The 15,487-nt window shown below is 62.2% G+C and carries 15 protein-coding genes and 1 pseudogene; 7 read left to right on the plus strand and 9 right to left on the minus strand.

What is annotated here, in order from left to right:
• Positions 1 to 5: 5 nt before the first annotated feature.
• Together DEF76_RS16650 and DEF76_RS16655 are read left to right on the plus strand one after the other, a co-directional pair.
• Positions 6 to 1,562, plus strand: a complete 1,557-nt coding sequence (locus tag DEF76_RS16650) for an acyl-CoA carboxylase subunit beta (protein ID WP_114913249.1) — start codon at positions 6 to 8, stop codon at positions 1,560 to 1,562.
• Positions 1,563 to 1,609: 47 nt separating this feature from the next.
• Positions 1,610 to 1,858 carry an acetyl-CoA carboxylase biotin carboxyl carrier protein subunit gene (locus tag DEF76_RS16655; RefSeq protein WP_114913250.1) on the plus strand — a complete coding sequence of 83 codons (249 nt, stop codon included), beginning with the start codon at positions 1,610 to 1,612 and terminating at the stop codon, positions 1,856 to 1,858.
• A 254-nt stretch (positions 1,859 to 2,112) separates the two neighbouring features.
• Here the strand turns inward: DEF76_RS16655 and DEF76_RS16660 are convergent, their stop codons facing one another.
• Entirely contained in the window at positions 2,113 to 3,129 is a 1,017-nt protein-coding gene (locus DEF76_RS16660; RefSeq protein ID WP_114913251.1) for an IS110 family RNA-guided transposase, read from the minus strand.
• Between the two features lie 358 nt (positions 3,130 to 3,487).
• Here DEF76_RS16660 and DEF76_RS20500 point away from each other — a divergent pair.
• Positions 3,488 to 4,314: pseudogene (locus DEF76_RS20500) on the plus strand (IS5/IS1182 family transposase); the annotation flags it as partial.
• Positions 4,315 to 4,377: 63 nt separating this feature from the next.
• Here the strand turns inward: DEF76_RS20500 and folE are convergent.
• Positions 4,378 to 5,019: a GTP cyclohydrolase I FolE gene (gene folE, locus DEF76_RS16670; RefSeq protein ID WP_114913252.1), complete on the minus strand. Its 642-nt coding sequence runs from the start codon at positions 5,017 to 5,019 to the stop codon at positions 4,378 to 4,380.
• Between the two features lie 129 nt (positions 5,020 to 5,148).
• On the minus strand, positions 5,149 to 5,385 hold the full coding sequence (locus tag DEF76_RS16675; protein ID WP_114913253.1) for a hypothetical protein: 237 nt from the start codon (positions 5,383 to 5,385) through the stop codon (positions 5,149 to 5,151).
• 201 nt (positions 5,386 to 5,586) lie between these two features.
• On the opposite strand from DEF76_RS16675, the gene DEF76_RS16680 reads away from it, so the two are divergent.
• The 4 genes from DEF76_RS16680 to DEF76_RS16695 all read left to right on the plus strand — a co-directional run bounded on the left by DEF76_RS16680 (position 5,587) and on the right by DEF76_RS16695 (position 9,790).
• Positions 5,587 to 5,868: a hypothetical protein gene (locus DEF76_RS16680; protein WP_114913254.1), complete on the plus strand. Its 282-nt coding sequence runs from the start codon at positions 5,587 to 5,589 to the stop codon at positions 5,866 to 5,868.
• A 114-nt stretch (positions 5,869 to 5,982) separates the two neighbouring features.
• On the plus strand, positions 5,983 to 7,161 hold the full coding sequence (locus DEF76_RS16685; RefSeq protein WP_162800720.1) for an MFS transporter: 1,179 nt from the start codon (positions 5,983 to 5,985) through the stop codon (positions 7,159 to 7,161).
• A gap of 215 nt (positions 7,162 to 7,376) precedes the next feature.
• Positions 7,377 to 8,570: a glycosyltransferase family 9 protein gene (locus DEF76_RS16690; protein WP_114913256.1), complete on the plus strand. Its 1,194-nt coding sequence runs from the start codon at positions 7,377 to 7,379 to the stop codon at positions 8,568 to 8,570.
• A 232-nt stretch (positions 8,571 to 8,802) separates the two neighbouring features.
• Positions 8,803 to 9,790, plus strand: a protein-coding gene (locus tag DEF76_RS16695) for an IS630 family transposase (RefSeq protein ID WP_408842343.1) whose coding sequence is annotated in 2 segments (ribosomal slippage) — positions 8,803 to 9,135 and positions 9,137 to 9,790 — 987 coding nt in all. Because the reading frame shifts where the segments join, the coding sequence is not laid out codon by codon here.
• On the opposite strand, the gene DEF76_RS16700 is transcribed toward DEF76_RS16695, so the two are convergent.
• From DEF76_RS16700 to DEF76_RS16725, 6 genes are read right to left on the minus strand one after another with little or no spacing between them, the layout of a single operon-like run.
• Positions 9,756 to 10,721, minus strand: a complete 966-nt coding sequence (locus DEF76_RS16700) for a retropepsin-like aspartic protease (RefSeq protein ID WP_162800721.1) — start codon at positions 10,719 to 10,721, stop codon at positions 9,756 to 9,758. The two genes, DEF76_RS16695 and DEF76_RS16700, sit on opposite strands and share 35 nt — an antisense overlap.
• Complete coding sequence (locus tag DEF76_RS16705) at positions 10,708 to 11,517, minus strand: formylmethanofuran dehydrogenase subunit C (RefSeq protein ID WP_114913258.1); 810 nt, start codon at positions 11,515 to 11,517, stop codon at positions 10,708 to 10,710. Before DEF76_RS16705 ends, DEF76_RS16700 begins: the two co-directional genes overlap by 14 nt.
• Entirely contained in the window at positions 11,514 to 12,437 is a 924-nt protein-coding gene (gene fhcD / locus DEF76_RS16710; protein WP_240319047.1) for a formylmethanofuran--tetrahydromethanopterin N-formyltransferase, read from the minus strand. The genes DEF76_RS16705 and fhcD overlap by 4 nt, the downstream gene beginning before the upstream one ends.
• Positions 12,425 to 14,035: a formylmethanofuran dehydrogenase subunit A gene (locus tag DEF76_RS16715; protein ID WP_114913259.1), complete on the minus strand. Its 1,611-nt coding sequence runs from the start codon at positions 14,033 to 14,035 to the stop codon at positions 12,425 to 12,427. Before DEF76_RS16715 ends, fhcD begins: the two co-directional genes overlap by 13 nt.
• Positions 14,029 to 15,030 (minus strand): molybdopterin-binding domain-containing protein, encoded by a 1,002-nt coding sequence (locus DEF76_RS16720; RefSeq protein ID WP_114913260.1) that lies wholly within the window; start codon positions 15,028 to 15,030, stop codon positions 14,029 to 14,031. The genes DEF76_RS16715 and DEF76_RS16720 overlap by 7 nt, the downstream gene beginning before the upstream one ends.
• Complete coding sequence (locus tag DEF76_RS16725; protein ID WP_114913261.1) at positions 15,027 to 15,398, minus strand: 4a-hydroxytetrahydrobiopterin dehydratase; 372 nt, start codon at positions 15,396 to 15,398, stop codon at positions 15,027 to 15,029. Before DEF76_RS16725 ends, DEF76_RS16720 begins: the two co-directional genes overlap by 4 nt.
• Between the last annotated feature and the right edge of the window lie 89 nt (positions 15,399 to 15,487).

Below are 15,487 nucleotides of genomic sequence, written 5' to 3' on the forward strand. Positions count from 1 at the left end.
CGAGCATGAACTGGCAGCCAGAACTTGATGAATTGCGCCGGCGTGAGGCGCTGGCGCAAGCACTGGGCGGCGCGGAAAAGGTCGCGCGTCAGCACCAGGCCGGGCGGCTCGACGTGCGTGCGCGCATTTTACATCTCCTCGATCGCGGAAGTTTTCACGAGATCGGTGCCATCGCCGGCAAGGCGCACTACGACGACAACAATGATCTTATGTCCTTCACGCCCTCCAATTGCGTGATGGGTCGCGGCAGCATCGATGGCCGGCCAGTCATGGTGGTGGGTGATGACTTCACCGTGCGCGGTGGCTCGGCGGATGCCACTATCCGTGAAAAACCCTTGCTTGCCGAACGTATGGCCAGCGAGTTCCGACTGCCGATCCTGCGCATCATTGAGGGCTCGGGCGGCGGTGGCTCGGTCAAGACGATCGAAACCACCGGGCGCGCCAACTTGCCGGGCGGCGTCGGCTCAGCACTCGGTTTTTACTATGCTACCGCGAACATGGCGCTGGTGCCGGTGGTGGCGCTCGGACTGGGCTCGGTTGCCGGCCTCGGCGCCGCCAGGCTCGCGGCTAGTCATTATTCGGTCATGACGAAATCGTCGGCAATGTTTGTCGCCGGTCCTCCCGTGGTCGCCCGCCTAGGGCAGGCGCTCGGAAAACAAGAGCTGGGCGGTTGGCAAATCCAAACCCGGAGTGGCGCCGTCGACGATGCCGTCGAGACCGAGGAAGAAGCGTTTGCGCGCGCTCGGCGCTTCCTTTCCTACCTGCCGAGTTCGGTTTTTGAAGTGCCGCCGATAATGGCCTGCGCCGACGATCCGGCCCGCCGCGACGAGGCCTTGATGGAGGCGATCCCACGCGATCCGCGCAAAGTCTACAAAATGCGCCCGATCATCGAGACGTTGGTCGATCACGGCAGTTTCTTCGAAACGGGCATGTTCTTCGGCCGTCCAATCATCACCGGACTTGCGCGCTTGCATGGCCGCCCCGTCGCCGTCATGGCAGGCGATCCCTATCATTATGGTGGGTCGTGGACTGCGGAGGCGTGCCAGAAAATCGTCCGCCTCATCGATCTCGCCGAGGTTTTTCATTTGCCGGTCGTGCATCTTGTCGATTGCCCCGGCTTCATGATCGGGCTGGAGGCGGAAAAGACGGCGACAATCCGCCATGGCGTGCGCGCAATGGCGGCGATCAACCAATGCAGCGTGCCGTGGTGTAGCATCATCCTGCGCAATGCCTTTGGTGTCGCCGGCGCCATCCATCAGCCGGCCGGTCGGCTCTCGCTGCGCTACGCCTGGCCCTCCGCGCGCTGGGGATCGCTCCCTCTCGAAGGCGGAATCGAAGCGGCCTACCGCGCCGAACTTGACGCCGCGCCCGACCCTGAGGCGCGACGCCACGAGATCGAGACGCGGCTCAACAAGCTGCGTTCGCCCTTCCGCACCGCCGAGAGTTTCTGGGTCGAGGAAATCATCGATCCCCGCGACACACGGCGCCTGCTTTGTGAATTCGCCGATCTCGCCGGCCCGATTCTGACGCCGGGCCCGACCCATTTCGCCATCCGCCCCTGACCCAATACCCATTCGTCTCATCGATTTTGGCCACAAGGATCTCGATCATGCCGACAAACCTTCCTCCCGGTCAGCTCAAAATTGTCTCGGACCTCAACGCCTCCGTCTGGCGCGTGCTGGTCGCCGAGGGACAGGCTGTCGCTGCGGGCGAGACCTTGCTTCTGCTCGAATCGATGAAAATGGAAATCCCCGTTACCGCTCCTGAAGCCGGCACCATCGTCGCCATTCTCGTCGCCGAGGAAACGGTGGTTAACGAGGGCGACCCGCTGATCGTCATGTTAAAAAGCGTTGGCTGAGACGATCTCATACCATGTGTGGACGGCCCCTGGGGTTCAATGGGTCGGACGAGAGATGAGCTTCAGGTCGAAGGCGTTCATGTGTCCGGCCTGTTGGCGCGGTCGCATGACCGCTGGCCTAGATGGAATCCGCAAGCAAGCGCCAAACAACCGGGCGACCTGAGAGGGTCATTGGTATTAACGGCATGTCTTGCTTGTCGGTTCGACCGACTGTCATCTCCAGCAGCCCTTAAACCCCGGCACCGGCGCAGGGGTCAGGCGGCGCTTGGCTGACGCCGATACGCCTCACCCCGCGCCATCATGGCCCAGATGATCCGGGCCATCTTGTTGGCTAGCGCGACCGCCGCGAGTTTCTTTGGCTTGCGCGCCAGCAATCCCAGCAGCCAGGCCGAGCTCGACGACCGCCCCGGTTTGGCGACCCGGATTACCGAGGTCGCGCCGACCACCAGGAGTGTTCGCAATCTTTCGTTGCCGGCCTTGCTGATCTTGCCCAATCGATGCTTGCCGCCGGTGGAATTCTCCCGCGGCGTCACGCCGAGCCAGGCGGCGAAGTGGCGTCCGCTCTCGAAGTTCGCCGGGTTTACCGACAGTGCCAGGGTGATCGCCGTGATCGGGCCGATGCCGGGAATCGTCACCAGGAGCTGGCTGACCGGGTTGCTCTTGTGCTGCTCGAGGAGCTGTTTGTCCATCACCGCGAGCTTGGCATCGAGATCGGCGATATGCTCGCCCATCGCCGCGAAGGCCACCTTGGCAGTTGCGGGGATCTCGGGCGCCTCGGCCAGGACCGCCAGCAGCGCCTCGATATTGGCCGTGCCTTTGGCCGCGATCACGCCGAATTCGGCCGCATGCCCACGTAGCGCGTTGATCGCCGCAGTCCGTTGCCCGACCAGCAACTCCCGGTGCTTCACGATGATAGTCGCCGCCTGTTCGTCGAGGCTCTTCACCGGCACCGTCGGCATGCTCGGCCGCGACGCCGCTTCGCCGATCGCCTCGGCATCATTGCGGTCGTTCTTGTTGCGCTTGACGAAAGGTTTCACATACTGCGGCGGGATCAGCTTCACCCGATGGCCCATGGCACCGAGCCGGCGGCCCCAGTGATGCGCGCCGGCACAGGCTTCCAACGCCACTTCGGTCGGCTCCAGCTTGGCGAAGAACGCCTCGACCTGCGACCGCCGGAGATCACGACGCAGCACCGGCCGTTCCACCTCATCGACCCCGTGGATCGTGAAGACATGCTTGGACGTGTCGATCGAAATCCGCTTGTATGCCATCGGGCGGCCCTCTCCTTGGGTTGGTTCACGACCCTTTCTTGGCACATCCGATGCCGTGGGGCCGTCCACCCCAACAACCGACTCATGCGATGATCGTTTTAGCGTAGTCGCGCGAGGCGCGGGGGCGGAAAAACCTTGCAAAACGATTGGAGCATTGCGCGGTCGTCGCGATCGTGATTTTCTCCCTTTCATGCCGACCATCATGCGTTTGATGTGGAGGAGAGCATGTCGCCGAAGCTGAACGCGCAGCCGGATGATTTCGAACTATTTCGCTCGCGCCTTGAGAATATCATCGACCAACGGCATCCCCTGGTGCGGCTGGCGCGGCTGATCGACTAGTCTTTCTTCGAGGCGCGGTTCGGCGCGCTATCTCGACAGTCCGTATGTCCAGGCCTTCTGCGGCGAGAGCCATTTTCAGCACGCCTTGCCGCTCGATCGCTCCTCGATGACGCGCTGGCGCCGTGGCGGAGAAGCACGACGAGCGCGCCACCATCGACACCACCGCACCGCCGAAGGCGGTTTCCTATCCGACAGACAGCAAGCTGCGGCAGCGGGGAATCGAAACGCTGGCCCAGATGGCGCGCAAGCACGGCATCACGCGCCGCTTGTCCTACCGCCGGGTTGCCGGCGCCGCGCGTCGGGAAGCGGCGCGCCTAATCATGGCGGCAAGTTCCGCGAGGCCGAGGCCCGCGTGCGCCGCTTGCGCACCTGGCTCGGGCGTCTTGCGCGCGACATCGTGCGCAAGATGGCGGGCAACGCCAAAGCGAAGGCGGCATCTGCCGAAATGCTCGGCTTGATCAATCGCCCGCTCCGCCAGAAGCGCTCCGACCGCGGCGCCGACAAACTTTATTCCCTGCACGCGCCCGAGGAGGCATGCATCGGCAAAGGCAAGGCGAGAACGCGCTTTGCATTCGGCGTCAAAGTTTCAGTTGCCACCACTAACGGGCAAGCACCCGGCGGGCGGTTCCTCCTCGGCATGCAGAGCCTACCGGCAATCCCAATGACGGCCACACCCTGGCCGGGCAGATCGAACAGGTCGAGCGGATCACCGGCACCGCCATCGCCCGTGTCTATGTCGATCGCCGCGATCGTGGCCACGACGCCGATCGGGCCCGCGTTTTCATCAGCCGCCAAAAGCGCGGCATCACCCCCACCCTCCGCCGCGAGTTGCGCAGCCGCGCCGCCAGGGTTCTTTCCGGAATGCCGATAGGCTTGACTCGATTCTTCAGCTAATCGGCCGCCACGGACTCAGAACGAGGGGACGCATGAGGGTGAGTGGATTTGGAGCATGGCGAAGAATTCCCGCCGCGTTGCTGGATCGTCGCGGAAAGCGCCGAGCATACGGCTGGTGGTCATCGTCACCCCGTGTTTATGGACGCCGCGTGTGGTCATGCATTGATGCGCCGCCTCGATCACCACCGCCACTCCGCGCGGTTCCAGAACTTCGTTTATGGTGGCAGCGATCTGTGCGGTTAGCTTCTCCTGAATCTGCAGCCGCTTGCCATAGGCCTCGACAACGCGGGCAAGCTTGCTGATACCGACGACGCGATGCGCCGGCAGATAGGCCACATGCGCGCGCCCGATGATCGGTGCCATGTGGTGCTCACAGACACTTTCGAGCCGAATATTACGCAGCAGCACGATCTCGTCGTAACCTTCCACTTCCTCAAAGGTTCGAGTGAGCAGTGCTACCGGATCAGTATCGTAGCCAGCAAAAAATTCCTCATAGGCACGGGCGACACGCGCTGGTGTATCGCGTAGACCCTCACGACCGGGATTATCGCCAGCCCAGCGCAGTAGAATACGAACTGCCGCTTCCGCCTCCTTGCGCGATGGGCGATCGGCGATCCGTTGGCTGCGTAGCTTCGATTGGCTGACGATGACATTCATTGCGCGAACTTCTCCTTCCCGGTGAAGACCGCCGACGATGTGGTAAAATCCTTAATTCGATATCTACAAAAACATCAGCGTTGGAGCCCACGAATTCACAACTCAGTGAGTTTTTGTTACGAACAAGACTCAATGATCGTCATCCTCATGTTCGCCATAACCATAGCCACCATAGTAATAGGCCGGCGGCGCGTAATAGGCTGGCGGTTGGGCATAATAGGCGGGCGGTGACGCCGCCGGCGGCTGGACCACCACTGGCGGCGGTGGCGGATAATAAACATGACGATAATAATCGTCATCGTCGCAAGCTGTGACCAAAGCAGCTACTGTCACGAGAAGCGCCGAAACCAAAAATCCGCGTGACATGTTACGACTCCTCCGATGAGTTTATGGGAATTCTACCACGCATCAGGGCCAAATGGGAGTTAGTGCGCTCCGTGGTTACATTTTGTAATTCGCAACATGGTCACGATTCGCTAGGGTCGTGGACAAGGCAAGGCCCAGGTTCGATCCAGTGGTCTTATCAAAATCTTCGTGCGTCAACCTTATCATCAGGGATTCCGTCGTATGACGTTGAGGTCATATTTCCTTATTTTCTTGATTTTCCTTTCCTGCATTGGCGGCGCCATCGCCGATGATTGGCATGATCGTGATTGGCATGACGGAGAGTGGAACGAGCGTGATTGGCATCACTGGCATGAACACTGGGGCGGCCCGGGCTATGGTGTCCCCTACGGCGCGCCGCCACCGGTGGTTTACACGCCCCCACCGGTTTACGCGCCGCCGCCGCCGGTCGCCTACTCACCACCAGTCTATTACTATCCGCGACGATTCGGCGATGACGACTGACCACGGCGAGCCACCTCTCGCGGCAGCGCCGTGAGCTTGGCGTTCGCGCGAAACGGGCGCATCTGGGCCAAGAGGCGCATCGCCGCTTGGCCGTCACCTGTCCGGCGTCTGTTCGTGGCACGTTTCCTGCGCAGCCTGGCGCAGGGCTGCCTGGTCGTCGATTTCACGCTCTATCTTCACAGCCTGCATTGGTCGGGAACCAGCATCGGCGCTGTGCTGGCGGGGAGCTTCGTGCTTGGCGCGGTGCTCAGCCTGTTGGTTGGTCCGGCGAGCGACCGCTTCGGCTGCAAGCGCCTGCTCATTGGCTATGAAGTGGCGGTTGCTCTGGCCTTCTTTGCCGTGGCGTGGAGCAACCGTCCGGCGGTAATTGCCATCGCTGCGGTGTTCGCTGGATTTGGCCGCGGCGCCAATGGTGCGCCCGGTTGTTTTGTGCCTGTGGAATTGAGCTGGCTGGCCGGGCTTATCCCGGTCACCAGTCATGGCGCCGCGTATAGCATAAATACGGCGGCGGGATTTCTTGGCATGGGATTTGGGGCGTTGTTCGCTGTCGCGCCCACGCTCTGGTCTCACGCATTGCCCGGTGTTAGCAGCTACCAGCCACTTTTTTGGGTCGGCGGGGCCATAGCCTTGGTGATCGCTGGACTGCTTGCGACAACACCCGAGAGCCCTCCACCGAAGAAGGATATCGAGAGTGCGTCACCGCTTCCGCCACTGGCCCACGACGAACGCAAGCGGCTCTGGTATCTTGGTCTGATCAGCTTGTTCAGCGGCGTTTCGCTTGGGCTTTCCGGCCCGCTCATCGCCTACTGGTTCGCGGTGAAATTCTATCTTGATCCGCTGCAGATCGCGCCAGCACTAGCTGCCTCCTATTTTGCTGCGGCCTTTTCGGCCATGCTGACTGGCCAACTCACGGAGCGATTTGGGTCTGCGAGCAGCTTTGTTTTTCTTCAGGGGCTAGGTGCCTTGCTACTGCTCGGCTTTCCTTTCCTCCCGTCGTTTCCGCTCGCGGCTCTGGTCTGGATTTTGCGGTTTGCAATCGAACGCGGCGCGACCGGCGCAATGGAAGCGGTGATGATGACGCTGGTCGGGGCCAGTAGGCGCGGCCTTGCTGGTGGTCTCGGCACCGCCGCGTTGGCGCTGCCGCGAGGCTTCGGCCCGCTCATAGCTGGTGACTGGATCGCCGCGAATGATCTTGCCGCGCCATTTCTGCTGGCGGCATTTCTGCAAATTCTCTACGTCGTTCTGTTTGGCTTCGCCTTTCTCGCGCGGGACCGCGGTTTCACGAAAATTTGAGCTTGTTACAAGGTACTGTAACATACGTTTGCGCAACGCTCAGAAAGAATAAGATGTTATCAACATTTTTTATAAATTAATAATGAGTATCAGTTTCAATGTTACAAAACATTCCATGACATATTTCTGCTCAGCAAATATACGAGGAAGCACATATCTTCCAGCGTTAATTTCCGTGTCGGTTCCGGAGTATCGAATATGAACATGCTGCTGGCATGAGCATTGCTTTTTTACAAAACGGCCATGTTTCCACGCACCGTACAACGCCACCGCTCTGCGTACTGAAATGGGGCGGCCTTGGAAGTGTCCTGACAACACGGCCATTTTTGCAGGCGCTGCGTGACCATTTCGGAAAGGAACGGACAATCATCTATATCACGTCCGCCTCTAACGCCGAGCTGGTCGAGCGTATGAATCTCGCCGATCGGATTGTAGTCCTGGAGCCGAATGGTTTTCCTATCCTTCAGACGCTTCTCCTCGGGCGCGCGTTACGGATAGAAAAAACCGGCATGTTTTTCGATCTGCAGATTCATACCCATCGTCGTCTTGGGAGAATATTGGCGCGATTAAGCGGCGCGCCTCGCCGGTTCAGTTTTTTCCGCGCGCGCGAGACGGCCCCCTGCGATGGCTACGAAGTTTTCGCCAATCCTTTTGCTCCGGTTGATCAACTTTATCTCGAAATGGCGCGTCTCGCTGGGGCGAAACATCCGCCATCCGAGCCACATCACGCCCTTTTAATAAGCCGCGCCGACGAAGACAAAGCGCATGCGCTTCTGCACGGCTGGCTTGGTGCATATGATCGTCTGCTGATCGTCAATCCCAACGCCTCGGAAACGGCCTATGTTCGGCGCTGGCCGCTCACGTCCTATGCCGAGACGATCAGCGTTTTGCTCGGCCAAACTCCGCGGCTTCGTGTGGCGCTGATTGGGTCTTCATCGGAACGGGATTATGTTGGTAAGCTCCACCAGATGGTTGCGACATCAGGGAATGCGGTAAGAAATTTCGCCGGCATGACCACGCTTGGCAGCCTCATGGCGCTGATCACCCGCGCTGATTGTGTGCTCAGCAATGATAGTGGACCACTGCATCTCGCGCTAGCTCTCGGGGCCCGGGTCGTGGGCCTTTTCGGCCCGGTGCATCCCGATCACAATGCGCATCTCGGCTCACCGGAGCGTAAAATTATCCTCTATCGTCCGGTGTTATGCAGCCCTTGTGTTCATCACGTGGCGGTGCCGCCTTGCGGTGGCGACAATCGCTGCATGCAGTTGATTGCGATCGAAGACGTAGTGGCGGCGTGCGGTAAACATCTATCTGACACGAGCACCATAAAAGAATATGCTTTTCCACAGTGGCAATTTCGCTTCCATCAATCAGGCACAACCCAGAGGGTGGAAGATATGTGCATCTGAGTAAAATTGGCGTTGATTGCTGCCACTCGCAAGGCCGAAATTGGCTACAATTCATATACGTCCGGAGCCGGCTATCAAGTTGGTAATCAATTGGTTGCAGAGGTGGCCTTTCATTATGTGGTCCGGCCGCGTGAATTAGAGCATGATTTCTAAAATGAGAGGCGTTTTTTAGGATTCCATCTCGGATAGAAATCTGATTCAAAATACGGGCTGGGAATGGAGGCCAGCCTGCATGCCGTCTCCTTATTCATGTGATCTGCGTAAGCGCGTTGTTGCGGCTGTGGCGTCGGGCATGAGTCGACGTGGGGCGGCGAAACTGTATCAGGTGAGCCATGCGGCGGTGATCCGATGGGTCACGCGGTGGCAGCAAACTGGGAGCGCAGAAGCGTTGCCGATGGGTGGCAAGAAGCCTTTCAAGCTGGCAGCGGAGTCGGATTGGATCCTGCGGCGCCTGGCTGAGAAGCCGGACATTACCGGGAGCGCGTTGCTTGCCGAACTGCATGATCGCGGCATCGATGTGAGCTATTACGCTGTCTGGAATTTTTTGGATCGCGCCGGCCTCAGCTATAAAAAAATCTCTGCACGCGGCCGAGCAGGACCGGCCTGATATCGCCAGGTGGCGTGCGCTATGGCAGCGTCTGCAAGGCAAGATTGATGCGCGGCGCATTATCTTCATCGACGAGACGTGGGCCAAGATGAGCATGACACGGCGGCATGGCCGCTGCCGGGTTGGCCAGCGGCTGCTCGCCAAGGTGCCACATGGTCACTGGAAAACGCCCACGTTCGTTGCGGGGCTGCGCTATGACGGCGTGGTTGCCCCTTGCGTGTTCAACCGACCGATCAACGCCACGAGCTCCCTCGCCTGGGTGGTCCAATGCCTGGTGCCAACCCTGCGGTCTCGCGACATCGTGGTGATGGACAATCTCAGCAGCCACAAATCCCGCGCGGCTCGCCGTGCCATCCGCGAGGCCGGCGCCAAGCTCTTTTTTCTGCCGCCCTACAGCCCCGACCTCAACCCCATCGAGCAGGCATTCGCCAAGCTCAAGACGCTCTTCCGCAAGGAAAACGCCCGCACCGTCGAGCAAACCACACACCGCATCGTGAAAGCGCATCGACCCAATAACTCCCAGCGAATGCATCACTTATTTCAGAAAGGCGGATTGCTCAACGTGAAGCTATCACGCTCTAGTGCTCGGTATGGCGGGGACGGTGCGGATTGAACGGGGAATCCCCGTCATCGGAGACCGTGACGAACACCACGCGCCGCGAGAACGACAGCCAGAGCCGATGGGTTTGAAAAAAATCGGCGCCGAGCAACATATCGGCGGATAAAAGCGGCATGTCGCTGACCCAGATCGCGGGGTCACGATAGGTTTCGGCGCCGATCTTGAACGTCGCGAAATGATGGCGGTGCGAGAGACGGCGGTTCATGTCGATGCCGAGTTCTTCGCGCGCCGGATCGCGCGCCAATGTGTCCGCCGTCAGGCCGAGCTTGTTCATCGCGCGGGCATTGATCGCGGTCTCTTCCGCCCCGGAATCGAGCATCGCGACGAGAGGCACGCCATCCACCGCGACATCGATGAGAAACTGCCCGCCATCGGTAAGGCGCGCTGGCACGCGATAGAGAGTGAACCCCGGCCAAGGCGGGGCGAACGGCGCGCGGCAGGCATGGGCGCGATAGAGGCCGAGGCGTTTCTCCGGCAGGTCGATGTCGACATCGAACTGCGAGAGAAAATCGCCGCCGATGATGCCATCGGGCGGCGGGTCGAAGTCGCGAAATAATCCACGTTCGGTGCTCATGATGGCCTGCTTGCCAAGATCGATGCCACCGACCTCGAATGTGTCTACAATGAGCCGCCGCGTCAGCGTGACACCCCCGACCCCTTGGACGGCGGTCGGGAACAAGCGGTCTTCGGGCATCAGCGCAAGCCGATCGGCGATATCATGGGACAGCATCGTCACCCCGGCGCCGGTATCGAGCAACAGATACGCATCGTGGCCATCAAGCCGCGCCGGCACGAGCGCGAAATCGCGCGTCATCGCCACCGGGAATTCCGTGATCCGATCAACGACGCATTGTTCGGGCGCGGCGGCGGCGCAGGCGCCGAGGAAGAGCGCACCGAGCACCGCGACGAGGTTAGCCAGTCGCAATGAGCAACTCGCCCTTGCCGAGCCCGGCAAGATCGCCATTGAAGCGGGCGAGCGCGGTTCCGCCGACCAGCAACGCGGCCTTGGCGCTCAGGGGGCTGAGCGCGCGGGCGAGGAGCGCGCGAAACACGTGATCGACGCTGCCAGTTGCGAGAAACGTCGCGAGCGGGGATGCCTCGCGCGCAAACAGCGTGCCGCGGCGCATCAGATAACCCGGTGCGGCGCCGGCGCGGCTGCATATGATCAGCGTGCCGGCGAGCATGCGACTTGCCGGATACTCACCGGCGTCGCCCTCGATCACAATGATGCCGCGGCGGAGCCGATCACCGGCCCGCGCCCCGGCCGCGCCGCGCACGACGACGACGCCACCCGCCATGCCGGCGCGATGTCCAGGGCCGGGGCCGCCGAGGAAATCCCCGGCATCGCCACGGATCTCGATCTCGCCGCCGAGCAGGCCGGTCGCGGCAAAGGGGCCGGCATTGCCGTTGATGCAGAGCCGCCCGCCACGCATGCCATGCCCGGCGCGGATGCCAACCTCGCCCTCGACGGTGATCGCGCCCGTTGTCATGCCGGCGCCGATCTCGTCCATCCGGGCAGAGCCGCCGGCGATGACGATATGTTCGGGGTCGTCGCCGGTGATGGTGAAAATGTCCCCGACGGCGAGCGCGGCGCGCGTGGTGCCAAGGGGAAGCCGCGCGATCTCGGCCAGGCGCAAGCCGCGCAGCCGGTCGGGCGTCAGGGCAGAACAATCGAGCCGCTGCGGCGGCGCTGCGCGAAGCTGGAAACAAAGCGCGCTCACGGCAGAAGATCCTTGAGATGGAAATGGTGTTTGCCGAGTTTGCCGCCGTAATTGCCGGCGCCGATGCGGCAGGCGCCGGCCTCGGGACCGAGCGCGATCGCCGCCGCAAGCCCGACCCGCATCGCTTGCGCAACCGCTTCCGGCGTGAGCCCGTCAATGACGATCTCGAGCACGCTCGCGATATCGTCTTCGAGCGCGCTCGCCGCAAGACCGCGCAGCGTCGGGCAATAGGCGTCGTTGGTGGAGGCGATCAATCCTTTATATTTGCTGCCGACTTTCGAGCCCGAGCGGACGATGCCGCCGGGAAAAGGCATGATCGCGTCGGCGACCGTCATCATCGCCGCAACCGCGGTCTCGGCGGCATGGCGCGTCGCCGCGACCGATTTTCCCATCAAGAGAAGATTGCCGCCACCGACCGCGGATTTGGTGAGGCCGGTGGTGCCCTCGCAGACGAATTCGCCGTCCATCACCGGCAGACGCCAGAAGCGGCGGCCGCCGAAGCGTTTGCTGATCTGAAAGCCATCGGCGAAATAGCGCAGCGCATCCCCCAATTTCAGCGGCTCGCCCCCATCGAGCCCGGCATAGCAGGCCGAACCCGGGCTGGTGAGGACACATTGGCCGACGCGGTTTTGCAGTTGCTTCTGCAATTCGCCGGTGGAGCCTGCGAAAAGCAGAACCCGCACGCCCGGCCGCCCATCCGGGGTTTCCTCGGGTGCAAGCCGCGCATCGATCCCGGCCTCGACCCCGCAAGCGATAATGGAAGTCGCAAATCCGGTGAGACTGACGGCCGCGGTTTCCGCCCAGGCCTCGGTGTCGGCGGTGATGATAAGGGCGGTCGCACGCATATCGAACGCTTCGGCGAAGCTCGCATCGATGCGCACACCGTTGACGATCATGCCGGGCTCCGTCACGTCCGGCATGGCACATTCTCGAAGGCTGGCCGATCGGCGCGGGTGATCGCCGCTTCGGGAACATCGAAAGCGTGGAGAGGCACGCCGAAAACATCCTCGTAATAGGCGGCAAGGCGAGGTTCGATGGCGCGATCGAACCCGGGGGCGACCCGCAACGCGCGGCCGAAATGCCGCTCGACCACTTCACCGCGCCGAAGAATGAGCCGGCCATCCTTGAACACCAGCTCGGCATTGCGAAACATCGCCGCGCGGTCGGTTTGCGGGCGATAGACGGCGATGTCGGCGCGGGCGCCAGGTGCGAGATGGCCGCGATCGCGAAGACCGAGCAGCCGCGCGGGTGCGGCGCGCGTCATGATCGCGATTTCGCGCCAATCATATTCGCGGGTGATAGACGCGAGCGTCGTCATCGCGATCGCATCTTCCGGCAATTCGGCGATCCAGCGGGCGCGGAGATCACGATCCATGAGCAACGCAAAAAGATCGGGATAGGCGGTGAATGGCGCGCCATTCGGATGGTCGGTCGTAAAAAAAATCCGCCACGGATCATGGATCAGCAAAAATAGCTCGAGACCCGCGGCGAATTGCACGGCGTTGAAGAAATTCTTGCGCCGATAACGATAGGGGACGATGCCGCCGCCATTGCCCTCGGCCTCGGTGATCGCGAATTTGCGCGGGCTCGCCTGAGCGCGGGCGCCAAATTGACGCAGCACGTCGGAAGAAATCGTTACCGTCTGGCCGAACATCACCTGACCGACATCGACGCTGATATTGGGTGCGGCATTGACGGCCTCGGCCAGCCGCGCTGCGGCGGAGGAAAATTTACGCGGCCCTTCGGCGCCATACGCGTAGAATTGCAAATGCGCGAGATGCAGACGCTCACCCTCGGCGGCGGCGATGGTCGCGAGCGCGGTTTCGACATTGCCGGGGAGACCAAGATTATTGGCGTGCAGATGCAAAGGATGCGCAATGCCGAGCGCCGCGACCGCGCCCTGGAGGGCGCGCATGATCGCGCGCGAGGAAAGGCCGAAGCCCGGCACCTCGTCATCGAGCGAGAAGCTGCGGGCGTTTTCACGAAATGCGACGGCGCCACCGGGATTGATGGCCTTGAGCCCAAGCCCGCCCGCGGCGCCAAGCGTGCGCGCGGCATAATCGGCGAGCGCCGAATTTTCGCCAGCGCGGATCAGGCGCAGGGTAAAATCATCGTTGCCGAGAACGCTCAGGATCGCCTTGTCGATAAACGGAATGGCAGCGAGTTCGCGTTGCGCCTGCAAGGCGACATGCGGCGAAATCGCCGGCTCGACGACGGTGGTATAGCCCATCGCGGCGAATAGCCGGCCGATCCATTCGCCGGGCGGCGCTCCCGCGAACATCGCGCCATCATGGAGTTCGGGCAGCAATAGCCGCGCCGTGTTCACATTCGCGCCGGCGATATGGGAATGGATGTCAATCGCGCCGGCCAGCACGATTGCGCCATGTGCATCGTATTCGCGGTCGGCGGCGCGCGCTGGCGGCGCGATAATCCGCTCATCCTCGATCCAGAGATCGCCGATCTCATCGCGCCCGGTGGTCGGGTCGATGAGGCGCCCACCCGCGATCCGGGTCAGCATGGCATCCCCCCCCGCGCGCAGAGCGCCGCGATCGCCTCGAGAATGACCGCGGGCGGGGACAAGCCACTTTGCGGCGCAGACGCACGCTGAAAACGGAGCGCACCGATCATCGGGTCGAACATAATCGCATCCGTGTTAAGCCCGGGGGCCGCGGTGGGAATGACGATTTCGGCGTGAGCGGCAGCAGCCCTTTCCGGCGCGAGCACGGCGAGAAACATTCCCGCCGGAACGGCAGGGGCGCCATCGCCGATCCACAGTACGCCATCGGTTTCCTCGGCGGCGATCATGCGGGCGGCATCGAAGCGCCAAGGATCATGCTCAGCGCGGCCGCGCGCGAAACCAATACGTGTCGGAAACCCGCTTTTCCACGCCAGCGCCTGTGCGACGCCGGCGGCATTGCCGGGCGGCGGCATCGGCAAGCCAAAGCAGCGGGTGGTAGCATTGAGATCTTCGATGATCTGGCAAAGCATTTCGATCGCAAGCGGCGGTAGTTCGCCCGCCGACCAGCAGATAACGGCATACCGTGCCGCCTGCAGCGCCTGCGCGATCGCGGTAAGTTCGGCGGGGACGGAAACCCGCCGCCCGGTGAGGGTTGCGCGCAAACGCCCAAGCCGCAGCGCGAGATCCTCCCCCGTGAGGCGAAACACCGAGCGCGCGCGGCCGGGCGCGAAGGGTGGCGATGCCAGCGGAAAATCCGGCGGCGTCGCCCCCACCAGAACCACGCAATCGGCCATCGCGCGCGCTTCGAGCGGCGTCGTCACCAGCCAGCCGCCGCCGCGCATGACATCGAGATCGGCGAGCAGTGGCCCGCTTTCGCGATGATCGAGCACCGCGCCGAGGGTCTGCGCGAGATCATGCGCGGCTTCAGCGCCGGCGATGTCGGTCACGAGCCCGGCGATCAGCGGATTGGCGCAAGCGCTGAGGCGCGCCGCGATCGCCGCGATCGCCGCCTCGCCCGTCGCCTCGCGGCCAGCGATCCAGGCAGAGGCGGTCACGAAGCGGCCTGATCGTATTTGATGTAAGCAAAACGCGCGTCTTTCTCTGGCGTGCCCTCGAGCGGCGGGCCCGGCCGCCAGGTGATCACCTCCTCGATCTTGGCGGCGAGGGCGAAATCCTTGTCGGTAATGCCTTTCGCGGAATGGGTGCAAAGCCGCACTTCGACCCAGGCGTAGGAGGCGGTGATGTCGGGATGATGCCAGGCGGCTTCGGCGAGATGGCCGACAGTGTTGATCACCATCAGCGTTCCCTTCCAGGAATGGGTGCGAAAGGTGCGGCGAATCCAGCCTTTCTCGTAACGCCAATGCGGCAAATCGCGCGCGAGTCGGGCGATGATGTCCGGCTCGGCGTAAGCGGTCTCATCCATATCTGGTGTTCCTTGCCCCGGTTCCGTGCCCTCATCCGGTCCCTGCGGTTGCTCTCGCGGGGGCCGGTGTGGAATATGCGTCATCATGA

The sequence above is a fragment of the Acidibrevibacterium fodinaquatile genome (genome assembly GCF_003352165.1).
GTDB classification, from domain to species: Bacteria; Pseudomonadota; Alphaproteobacteria; order Acetobacterales; family Acetobacteraceae; genus Acidibrevibacterium; species Acidibrevibacterium fodinaquatile.